The 10,659-nt window shown below is 63.8% G+C and carries 10 protein-coding genes; all 10 read right to left on the reverse strand.

Annotation, left to right across the window (positions count from 1 at the left end):
* Positions 1-12: 12 nt before the first annotated feature.
* A complete protein-coding gene (locus AC3G88_RS19475; RefSeq protein ID WP_488773341.1) occupies positions 13-2,034 on the reverse strand; it encodes an FUSC family protein in 2,022 nt (673 codons plus the stop codon).
* Between the two features lie 51 nt (positions 2,035-2,085).
* Positions 2,086-2,211, reverse strand: a complete 126-nt coding sequence (locus AC3G88_RS19480; RefSeq protein WP_488893784.1) for a hypothetical protein — start codon at positions 2,209-2,211, stop codon at positions 2,086-2,088.
* A 554-nt stretch (positions 2,212-2,765) separates the two neighbouring features.
* On the reverse strand, positions 2,766-3,803 hold the full coding sequence (locus AC3G88_RS19485; RefSeq protein ID WP_153948871.1) for a LacI family DNA-binding transcriptional regulator: 1,038 nt from the start codon (positions 3,801-3,803) through the stop codon (positions 2,766-2,768).
* A 65-nt stretch (positions 3,804-3,868) separates the two neighbouring features.
* On the reverse strand, positions 3,869-4,867 hold the full coding sequence (locus tag AC3G88_RS19490; RefSeq protein ID WP_488893785.1) for a tripartite tricarboxylate transporter substrate binding protein: 999 nt from the start codon (positions 4,865-4,867) through the stop codon (positions 3,869-3,871).
* 33 nt (positions 4,868-4,900) lie between these two features.
* Positions 4,901-6,001 carry a porin gene (locus tag AC3G88_RS19495; RefSeq protein ID WP_488773339.1) on the reverse strand — a complete coding sequence of 367 codons (1,101 nt, stop codon included), beginning with the start codon at positions 5,999-6,001 and terminating at the stop codon, positions 4,901-4,903.
* Positions 6,002-6,092: 91 nt separating this feature from the next.
* On the reverse strand, positions 6,093-6,443 hold the full coding sequence (locus tag AC3G88_RS19500; protein WP_153948874.1) for a cupin domain-containing protein: 351 nt from the start codon (positions 6,441-6,443) through the stop codon (positions 6,093-6,095).
* Positions 6,440-7,417, reverse strand: coding sequence for a quinone oxidoreductase family protein (locus AC3G88_RS19505; protein ID WP_153948875.1), 978 nt, complete (start codon positions 7,415-7,417; stop codon positions 6,440-6,442). Before AC3G88_RS19505 ends, AC3G88_RS19500 begins: the two co-directional genes overlap by 4 nt.
* 47 nt (positions 7,418-7,464) lie before the next feature.
* Positions 7,465-8,349: a beta-keto acid cleavage family enzyme gene (locus AC3G88_RS19510; RefSeq protein WP_488773338.1), complete on the reverse strand. Its 885-nt coding sequence runs from the start codon at positions 8,347-8,349 to the stop codon at positions 7,465-7,467.
* 38 nt (positions 8,350-8,387) lie between these two features.
* Complete coding sequence (locus tag AC3G88_RS19515; protein ID WP_488773337.1) at positions 8,388-9,137, reverse strand: SDR family NAD(P)-dependent oxidoreductase; 750 nt, start codon at positions 9,135-9,137, stop codon at positions 8,388-8,390.
* 55 nt (positions 9,138-9,192) lie between these two features.
* Positions 9,193-10,131 (reverse strand): intradiol ring-cleavage dioxygenase, encoded by a 939-nt coding sequence (locus tag AC3G88_RS19520; RefSeq protein ID WP_488773336.1) that lies wholly within the window; start codon positions 10,129-10,131, stop codon positions 9,193-9,195.
* Between the last annotated feature and the right edge of the window lie 528 nt (positions 10,132-10,659).

Raw genomic sequence — 10,659 nt, forward strand, 5'->3', positions numbered from 1 at the left:
CCGTTTCGAGGCTCAGTGCGCCGGCGCCTGGCCCTGCAGGAACGCGCCGTGCGTACTGGCCCGGTCCGCAATGGAATGCAGCAGGATGGCCGTTGTCAGCCGTTCGCGTCTGTCATCGCTTAGTCCACTGCCCCTGCCCTGCAGTCGACTTGCCGCCGACCGGCAGACACGCACCACGCGATCCAGATCCCCTTGTTGAATGTGCCGCTGCACCACCGCCAGGAGACGGCGCACGGTGCCGCTGGTATTGGCCAACTCCTGCATGGCCAGCAAACTGTAGCCAATTGCCCAGGCGGCGATATGGCCACGAACGTCGGCTTCCCCGACGGCGCCATCGGTGCTGCCCACCGCCGTCAGGCGGTTCAACCGGTCCGCAGTCCGACCAAGCCATGCTTTGGCGCGCCATCCCCTGCGGCGGTCGGCGATCTGGATCAGGTCCTGGTAGGCGGCACGCCGTAGCCGCCGTCGCACGGCATCCGGGTCCGCGGGCAACAGGATCGAGAACGCGGCGGCGCCAAAGGCAATGCCGATCAGGGTGGCGACCGCCCCGTTGAGGAATGCCGCATCCGCGATACGCGCACCATTGAGCGGGGAAATGAAGTTCCAAAAGAAGACCGCCGCGCCATTGCCGATCGCGGCGATGCGCGGATTGCACATCGCCACCCCCGCGGCGACCATGCAGCACCCCACCACGCAGGCAAACGGTACGAACCCCGAGATTGCAGGCAACAACGCAAAGTTGCACAACGCCGCCACCAGCGCCGCGCACACCGCTCCTTTGAGAAAGGCAAGTGAGACACCCACGGCGTTTGGTCGGGTCGCAAACAACGCACTCACCACCCCCGAAATCGTCACGAAGCCTGCACCGGACGGCCACGCACTGAAGATCCAGAACGCCGAGGCAGCCAGCACTGCGGCGAAGGCCCGCATGCCGTTTCTCCATGCCAGGACAGCGTCGATGTGATAGGTCAGGCGCTGGCGCGACGCCCCCACCTCGGGCTGGTCGACCTGCGCGGCACGCGTCGTCACGTCCTGCAGGGCGGCCAGCAGCAGGCGGATCCGATTCAGCACCATCAGTTGCGGCGCGGCGTCGCCATCGGTCCGCGAGCCCTCGCGCTGCAGCGCCTGGTCAACCCGCCACTGCATTGCGGCAATGTCCGTCTGCAGGCCATCCGGCGCCTTGGTCACGCGATCGAGCAGACACGCGGTGTCCTCCACCAGCCCGTTGTCGATCTCGGGATGCCGAGCCAACTGCTCGCCCAGCGTCTGCGCAGCGGCCAATTGCGCGAGCACGGACACGGCCAGCTCGCGGAAGTGCCCGAGCTTTCGCCTGGCCGTGGACGACGCCGCCGCGGAGAACTCCGCTGCGGTATCGAGCACCATCGCCCCGGCAAAGAGCCGGTGCATCGCCTCGCCATCCTGATCCCGGCGCAGCAATCTGGCACACATGCCGGAGGCTTGCGCCACGTAGCGGTCAAACCGGTTGCGCAGGTCGCGATCCGGCTCACCAATCGCGAAGCAACTGGTCAGCGCCGCCTCCACCACAATGCCCAGAATGATGTACAGGCACCGGGCGACGGCGATATCGAATGCGTGCAGTGGCGCAGTGCCAGCACCCATTCCAACGATAGCGGCTGTGTAGCCGGCAAGCACGCCGGCATAGGACCGGAAGTTCCGCAGGGAGGTCGCCACGGCGGTGCAGATGCCAATCCACGCTGCCAGCGTCAGCAGGAACAACTCAGGCGTCTGCGCGAAGAGCGCGGTGAGTGCAACCGCCACCACGGCCCCGATTACCGTCCCGACGATCCGGTACTGGCTTTTCGAGAGTGTCATGCCCCGATGGGGCTGCGCCACGATCCATACGGTCATCGCCGCCCACTTCGGATCGTCCAGGTTCATCAGGAAGGCGATGTAAAGCGCGATCAGCGAGGCTGCCGTGGTACGGATGGCAAATATCCACCCGGACCATGCAGGGTCCGACGGCAAGCGGGCCAGCGCCTTCAGGTCGAGGGATATTAATCGTGGAACATTCATCACGGATTCAGAAGTAGTGCGGCCAGGCGTACATGCCGCATATCCTCGCGTTCATGCCGCCCGGACCTCACGATTGCCGGCGCGAGCAACAGGGTGTTCGATTGGGGTGACGTCAGAGCCGGCTGGATTGTGGACCGGCATGGCAAAGGCGTTGCGACGGATGTCTTCAATTTTCACTGTGCGTTCCTCTTGCAATGTGAAGGGTTCGATCGCGCGACAGGGTCATCAAACGCCGTCGACGCCTTCGCGTGAAGGCGTCGGCAGGAAGACCCATCGCGGACACAGGTCGTGCTGGCGGGCAGCAGCAATCTAGTGGGGCATCCTAGGGTTTTTCCCGGGAATGCGACATGGGGTTGGCGACAAGAAGCCATTGCTATTTTTGGAAACGCCGAACAATTAATCCAGAATTCGTGCCTCATGTTCGCCAGGATCGGTTTGGCGTCCGAACCGAGTACGCGGTGATGTCCACGCTCTGGACCGGCCGGGGCGACACGGCGGCGCAACTGTGCAGGGAGGGGCATCGCATCGTGCGAAACCTGAATGGCTGCACGGTATCCGCAACCGGCATAAGAAAAACGGCGTCAACGTTTGGGTTGACGCCGTTCCTATTTCTGCAATCGGTATTGCACTCAGGCGCCGTCGGTGTACGGATCGCGTTACGCGGTGAATGCCCTTCAGCCTCAAAGGCCCACCCAAGTTTGACGAAAGAGGATAGTTCGCTTTACTAGCAATTAGCTCGCTGCTGCCCGAGGTGCTTTTGTAGACCCCCGCACCACAAGTTCTGGACGCAGTTCGATCACGACACTGGCCGTCAGCGGTCTGGCGATCCGCCGAAGTAGCAATTCTGCCGCCTGCTCACCCATGTCATGCACTGGAATACGGACGGTAGTGAGTGGAGGCGTCAGCGCATCGACGAAAGGCATGTCGTTGTGGCCGACGATCGATACGTCGTCCGGACAGCGGATACCCTGCTCTCGCAGGTAGTCGTAGCAACCCATGGCAACGAGGTCATTGCCAGCGGCGATAGCGGTCAAGCCGGGCAGCGCATCGAACAACTGGGCGCAAGCCTTGCGACCCGCTTCGCGCGCATAGCTTTCGGCCTCAACCACACCATATTCGCTACGCCGGAGTCGATGGTGCTTGACCGCTCGCAGGAAACCCTCGCGGCGCGACTCGCCGGTGGAAGTACTAGCCGGACCAGCGATGTGCCCAATGCAGCGATGGCCAAGCGAGACCAGGTGATCGACCGTCAACGCCATTGCGAGCGCACTGTCACTGACCACGCACGAGGCGCGGCCCGTGTGTTCGCCGCGATTCACCATGACCACGGGGATGCCCACCTTCACGCAGTACTCAAGCAAAGGGTCGTCGCGCTCGGCGGTTGCCAGGATCAGCCCCTCCACCTGGCGCGCCAACAACTGGTCGACCACAAAGCGCTGCCGCGTGCGCTCGATGCCGGCATTTACCACGATCGGCACATAGCCCATCCGGGCCAGCACCGACTCGATGCCCGCCAGGATGGGCGGAAACACCGGATTGGCGATATCGGGCAGAATCACGCCAACCATCCCCGAGCGCTGCGTGCGCAGTCCCGCGGCAATGCGGTTCGGGCGGAAGCCGCGCGCCTCGGCCAACTTGAGGATGCGCGTCGCCACCTCTTCGCCGACGAGGTGACGCGTCGCGGGATTCATCACCCGCGACACCGTGGAGTAATGCACATCCACCTCTGCGGCAAGGTCTTTGATAGTCACGCGCTTTCTATCGGACATGGAACGGCGGACGCCAGGCTGGATCATTGAGATGCGCCATTCTAGCGTCTGCCGGCAGGCTTACGTCACTCTCCCGCGCGCACCCCGGATTGCCTGACCACCGGAGCCAGCCTGACGACCTCGGCCTGGATATAGCTGGCAAATTCCTGCGGGGTGCTGGCCCGTGGCTCCGCACCCTGCGCGGCCAGCCGCTCCCGCACGTCGGGAGCGGCTAGCGCCTTGCCAATTTCGGCATTGAGGGCGTTGACGATCTCCTTCGGGGTCGACGCCGGCGCCAGCACGCCGAACCACGAGTCGAAGGCGTAGTCAGGCAGCCCCGATTCCGCCACGGTGGGGATATCGGGCAGCACACCAGCGCGCTTGGCCGTGGTGACGTCCAGTGCGCGGAGCTTGCCTTGCCTGACAAACGGCATCGCCGACACGCTGGGCGCAAACATCATGTCGCCCCGCCCGGCCATCACATCGGTCAAGGCCTCGCCAGTTCCCTTGTACGGGATATGCACAATGTCGATCTTTGCCTGCATCTTGAACATCTCGCCGCTCAGGTGCGTGGAGCTGCCCGACCCGGCAGAATCGAAGTTCAAGGCGCCTGGCCTGGCCTTGGCCGCCGCAACGATGTCGCGCACCGACCTGTACGGACTGGCAGCATTGACCACCAGCACGTTCGGTACCGAAGCCACCAGCGATACCGGGGCAAAGTCCTTCAGCGTGTCATAGCTCAGCTTCGGGTACAAGGTGGCATTGATGGCATGCCCCACGGACACCAGGACAAGCGTATAGCCATCAGGTACAGCCTTTGCCACCGTGGTGGCACCCAGCGTGCCGCCTGCGCCCGGCCGGTTATCGACCACGACCTGCCATGGGCCGGACTCGCCCATCTTGGCGCCGATGATGCGCGCCAGGATATCGGTGGCGCTACCAGCCGAAAACGGCACGACCAGACGGATCGGCTTGGCCGGAAACTGCGATTGGGCGCTCGTCTGCATCGGCATGGCGGCAGCCACCGCGAGCGCCAGTGCGGCAATGGGGCGAACGGCAACGGTGCTGAAAAACTGTCGAATCATGATGGTCTCCTCGCAACAATGTCCGGGCCAGCGTCAGAAAAAATGCCGCATGCCAAGCGCAAAGGTTTGCGGATCGGCACCGGCGCTGACGCCAAGCTCGTTGATGGCAAAGTCGTAGATCGCGTTCTTCCTGTTGTTGATACGGCTGTAGTACGCGTAAAGCGTCGTGCGTTTGGACAACGGGTAGTCGTACCCCACGGTGAACTGCGTGGCACCGGTTTCCGGGCCGCTCCGGAAGAAGCCGATGGTGTCCGTGGACGATCCAGTGCCGTTGGGCGCGAACGCAACGCCCACGCGCACGCTGCCCGGCCCCAGCTTCTGCACCAGCGACGCGTAGTAGCCGTTGCGCTGCAGGTCCCCCGTGTCGGTACGGTAGTGCAGGTGTTCGTAGACCGCCGCCAGACGGGTGCCGGGAAGTAACTGGTAAGCCAGTGCCACCTTCAGTGCGTTGTCGTTGCGCCCGGCAGCTTGATAGTGCTGGTGCATTTCGTAGGCGAACGTTGCACTGAGCGGCCCCTGGTCGTAAACCAGCGCAGCCGAATAGAGCGCGGGATTGCGCAGAACGGCGTTCTTTTCCTCCGGCAGCCCCCAGCCCAGCCACAGGCTGGCACCCCAGAACTGCGGCGACCGGTACTGCACGATGTTCTTCTGGCGGCGGTCGAAGGAACTTGTGTCCTGCACGTTGTCCGAGCTGGACGTCGACCCGTTGCCGATTAGCGCCATGTAGCCGGCAGTGGTCGGGTAGTAGGGGTCGTAGCCCGCCGTCGATTCGGTATAGGGCGTCTGCCAGTGCCCCATGAATACCAGGCCGTAGTCTCCCTGCAGGCCGACCCGCGAATTGCGGCCGGCGATTTGCCCCTGCCCGGTATCCAGCGAAACGTTGCTTTCGATCTGCCAGACGGCCTTGAGCGAGCCGCCCAAGCCCTCTTCTCCCCGAAAGCCGAACACCGACCGGTTGTTAGTCACCCGCGCCGTGCTGCCAAGCCTGGTGCCATCGGTGGCCGTGCTGGCGCGCGAATATTCGAAAGCCGTGTTGAGCCGTCCGTAGATCGTCACGCCATCTTCGGCCATTGCGGGGGCGGTTGTCCCGGCAGTTATGCCGGCGGACACCAGTACCAGGGCTGGCGGGACCATGCGGTGTCGCCTGAAGGTCTTTCGCATCGTGGGGGTCTCCTCCTCGTTGTTATGGATGCTTTGCAAACGTTTGCAAAACCGGATCAAAAAATTACGGTGCCACGGGCGGGGGATACGGCATGGCCAGCAGCAGCATGGCCGGAAGATTGGATGGATTACTGACTTGGCGGGCTTCTCCGGGCGCCAGCCGCACGGAATCGAAGCGCCGCAGGGTGACGCTCTCCGACGGGGTCCGGATGCAGACCTCGCCCTGCAGCACGACGTAGTGCTTTTCGACGAGTGACGCGTCCAGCGACGTGTGACCACCTGGCAGGATCACCGAGACGCCCAGCCACAGGGCTTCGGAAGGACCCGCCTCGTGCCCCTGGAGGCGCAGGCAGTGCATGCCCTCGTGGTTGGCCGGGTAGTAGGCCGGCGCCTGGTCGAATCGGGTCGTATTCATGGCGTCAGCACCACGCGTTCGGTGGCGCCCTGCAGCACGGCGCGGTAGGCGTCCTTGGCGTTGGCCAGCGTGTACGTATAGTCAGGCAACACCGGGAACGGCTTGAGCTGGCCGGCGGCGAACATCGGCGCGAGCGCATCCAGGATCGCGGCACAGGCCTGGCTGTCCATCGCCAGGGTGTCGACGCCCACGTAGGTGTGCTGGCCGCGGTAGAACGCAAAGATGTCGAACGGCACCGGCTTCTCGATGGTCGAGATGAAGATCTGCGTGGCGCCGATGGCCATGGCAAGGTTGGCCTGCTCGAAATACGGGCTGCCTACGGTGTTATAGACGATATCGGCGCCATGGCCTCCGGTCTCGTCCCGAACCACCGTGGAAATGGTTTCGCGGCTAGCATCGATCATGCGCACCGGGCCGCTGGCGTGACCGCGATACGGTTCCGATCCGCGCTCCACGGCGAAGACGCGCGCGCCCAACGCGGTGGCAATCTGGATCGTCGCCTGCCCTACCTTGCCATTGCCGCCGCCCACCAGCACCACATCGCCCGCCTTGGGCATGCCAGCGCGCCGCAGGCCTTCATATGCCGTGATGAAGGGTACGCCCACCGCGCCGGCTTCGATCAGCGACACCGCTGGCGGCTTGGCACGAACTGCCTCCACACCGATGCGCAAGTACTTGGCATGCGTGCCATCGCGACGGATACCGAGCTCGCCGCCACTGCCCCAAACCTGTTGCCCGAGCCATTGGCTCGGTCCGTCGACGACCACGCCGGCATAGTCGCGGCCCGGCGTGCGCGGCCACACGGCATGCGGCATCAGGCCAAGCGTGGCTTTCACGTCGCTGGGATTCACCCCCGCGCTGGCCACTTCAACAATGCACTGGCCGACGCCGGCCTCCGGGCGTGGCATGCCAATCAGCGACAGTTCCAGCGCGTCGATGGTCGGGGCTTTCTGGTGAACCTGAATGGTATTCATGATAAATGTCGTGACAATAGAAAATTGAATACGGAAGGGCTCAGGCCTCAGGCTTCACGCAGGCCAAGCTGCGCACGGGCGTCGGACGCGGACGCGATTTCGCCGCCCAGCGACTTGACGATGTCGCGCGCCTTGGCCACCAGCGCGGCGTTGCTTGGTGCCAGCACGCCCTTTTCCAGATAGATGTTGTCTTCCAGGCCAACGCGGACGTGGCCACCCGCCAGCCACGCCTGCGCGACGATCGGGAATTCCGCGCGGCCAATACCGAACGCAGACCATTGCGCGCCGGTCGGCAGCATGTTGCGGGCATAGAAGATCGTCTCCGGCGTGGCGGCAAAGCCGTACTTCACGCCCAGCACGAAGGTCCAGAGGCCGGGGCCGTCCAGCACGCCGTCGCGCATGAAGTCGAGCGCCATGTTCAGGTCTCCGGAGTCGAAAATCTCCAGTTCGGGCATGACACCTGCGCTGCGGATCACCTCGGCCATCTTGCGTACGTTCGTGGGCGTGTTGATGACCACGTCTGCACCCGAATTCATGGTGTTGAGGTCCAGCGAGCAGACGTCCGGCCGCAAGGCGGCAATATGCGCCACGCGCTTGAGCGGATGCAGCAGCGTGGTGCCGAGCGCGGCCACGCGCGGCTCGTTCTCGTCGGGCACGAAGCGCCCACCCGGCCCGGTGGTGAGGTTGATGATCAGGCTGCGATTGCGGACGCGGATGCGGTCGATGACGTCGGCGTAGTAGTCGAGTTCCATCGACGGCCGCCCGGTGGCCGGATCGCGCACGTGAATGTGCGCGGCAGCGGCACCGGCTTCCGCGGCTTCGAGCGCGGCTTCCGCAATCTGCGCCGGTGTCACCGGCAGCCCGGGGTGCTGTTCTGGGGTGACGATATTGCCGGTCACCGCGCAGGTGATGATGGTCTTTCTGGCGTGCATGGATGATTGGAAAAAGGAAAACACGTAAGGAAAAAAGATCAGCCGAGCTGGCGTCCGCCATCGACCACAATGGTGGTGCCGGTGGCAAACCGCAGCGACGTGGCGCACGCGACGATGGCGTCCGCCACGTCCTGCGCATGCCCGATGCGCCGCAGCGGCGTGGTCTTGGCGGCCCGATCGTTAAACGAGCTGTCGCGACCCGGCACGAAGCCCGTGTCGACCACGCCCGGCGACACATTGAGCACGCGAATCTCGGGGGCCAGCGCCCGGCCCAGCGACATCGCCATCACGTCGAGGCCGGCCTTGGCGGCGCAGTAGGCCACGTTGCTGCCCTGCCCCGTACGCCCCGCAATCGATCCGACGTTGACAACCAGCCCTTCGCCGCCGGCCCGCAATGCCGGCGCGAAGGCCCGGATTGCCGCGAACTGGCCGCGCCAGTTGACCGCGAACAGTTGGTCGATCAGGGCGTCGTCCAGCGCATCGAGATCGGCGTGGGGAATGGCGCGCGTGAAGCCCGACGTGTTAACGAGGATGTCCACGCGGCCGTAGTGGTGCAGCACATCGGCGGCCAGCGCCTGCAGCGAGGCGCTATCGGCCACTTCGGCACGCGCGGCCATATGATTGCCAGCCGGGAGGTCTTCGACCGTCTTTGCCGTGCGTTCGGCGTCACGCCCGGTCAGTACGACGCTGGCGCCCACGTTGGCCAGCGCGCGGCCAGCAGCAAAGCCAATGCCGCCGGTTCCTCCGATGATGACGGCAACCTTGCCAGAGAGATTGGAAATAGTCATGGTTTGGGATAGTGAGTGGCCGAGATGGCCCCATTTGTGAGTTGGTGGGGATGATTCAGTCAATGGGAGGTGTGGGAAACGTCTGCTCGCCCGGTTCGAGCGTAAAGTCGAACTGCAGCGTGTAGAACGGGGCCGGCAGCCCTCCCCATGGACTCAAGCCTGTTTCCACCAGCCTGAAGGCGCCGACCAACTGGCGATGGACGCCGAACGTAACGTCGGTTTCCAGGATGTCGGAGTCGTCGGCGAAGACCTGTGTCACTAGGGTGCGGTATCCAGGTGCAGCGACGATGAAATGGATATGCGCGGGGCGATATGGATGGCGCTTCTGGGCGGCAAGCAGTGTGCCGACGGGCCCATCGGTAGGAACCGGGTAGCCTGCCGGGCGGACAGTTCGGAAATGATAGTTGCCGCTGGCGTCCGTATGAAACACGCCCCGCAAGTTGCGGTCGGGCTGCTGGGGATCCTGGTTGTCATAAAGGCCGACAGGCGAGGCTTGCCAGACCTCCACCATCGCTCCGGCCAGCGTCGAGCCATCCGTCGCGCGCACCTTACCGCTGACGAACAGCGGTAAGCCGGGAGGATCGTCCTGGACAACGCAGTCGCCGCAGTCGTAGCGCGGGGCATTGGCACGATAGAACGGTCCCAGCAATGCACCGGGGGTACGACCATCGTGGGTGCTGTTGTTAATGGTGGTGACCAGAGTCGACAAGCCGAGCACATCGGCGGCCAGCACTACCTCATTGTTTGTCGCATGGGTGGATTGGCCCAATGCGGCAACGAATGCGAGCGCTCGTTCGAACTCCTCGTCGGAGGGCCGAACCTCGCGCAAAAAGGCGTGCAAATGCGATACCAACGCGGCCATCACTCTACGCAGACGCGGGTCTTCTGTCCCTGCCATAGCCTCCAGAACGACCTTTGTCACGGAATCCTCTCCCTCGATTAGCGCAACCGTACGCAAGGACTCTGCCTTCGTAGCGAGGTGATGTGTCTCCATACCGTCTCCCGTTTATGCAAACGTTTGCATTATGGTCGAATTCGGTCTGAGGGCAAGGGGGACAACCGCAGGAGCATGTGGCGAGCCATCCGATTCAGGATGACAGTTCATGGAAATCAAACACTTACGGGAGCATCCGGACAATCCCTAGTGCTGATCGAGGTCTCGGCAGGATTACGCCAGTCACGCGGACCGTTGTTCGAAAGCTGAAGAGAAAAGTGTGTCATGCCGATAACCGCGACCTGCTAGCTGACGATCCGGCGTGCCGCAGCCTGTCGGAGGTTGTTACACCCCCTTAGGCGGCCATATTCATCAAGGGCCCACGGGGCGCGCGGCACAAAGTCGCTGGCGGCGCAGCCAATCTCGAGCGGCCATCGGCCAGCAGTGTGGCACTGGCCCGGTATGGCGTCCAAGATGCCGGTGGCCATGTCCCAGCACGCCCCCTGAGGTTCCCCTTGGAAAGACGTGAGCAAGGGTAAACACTACCGTTCCGGAGCTTGGCTGCGTCCCTCTTCCGAACTACATTTA

The sequence above is a fragment of the Cupriavidus sp. 86D6 genome (assembly GCF_057815095.1).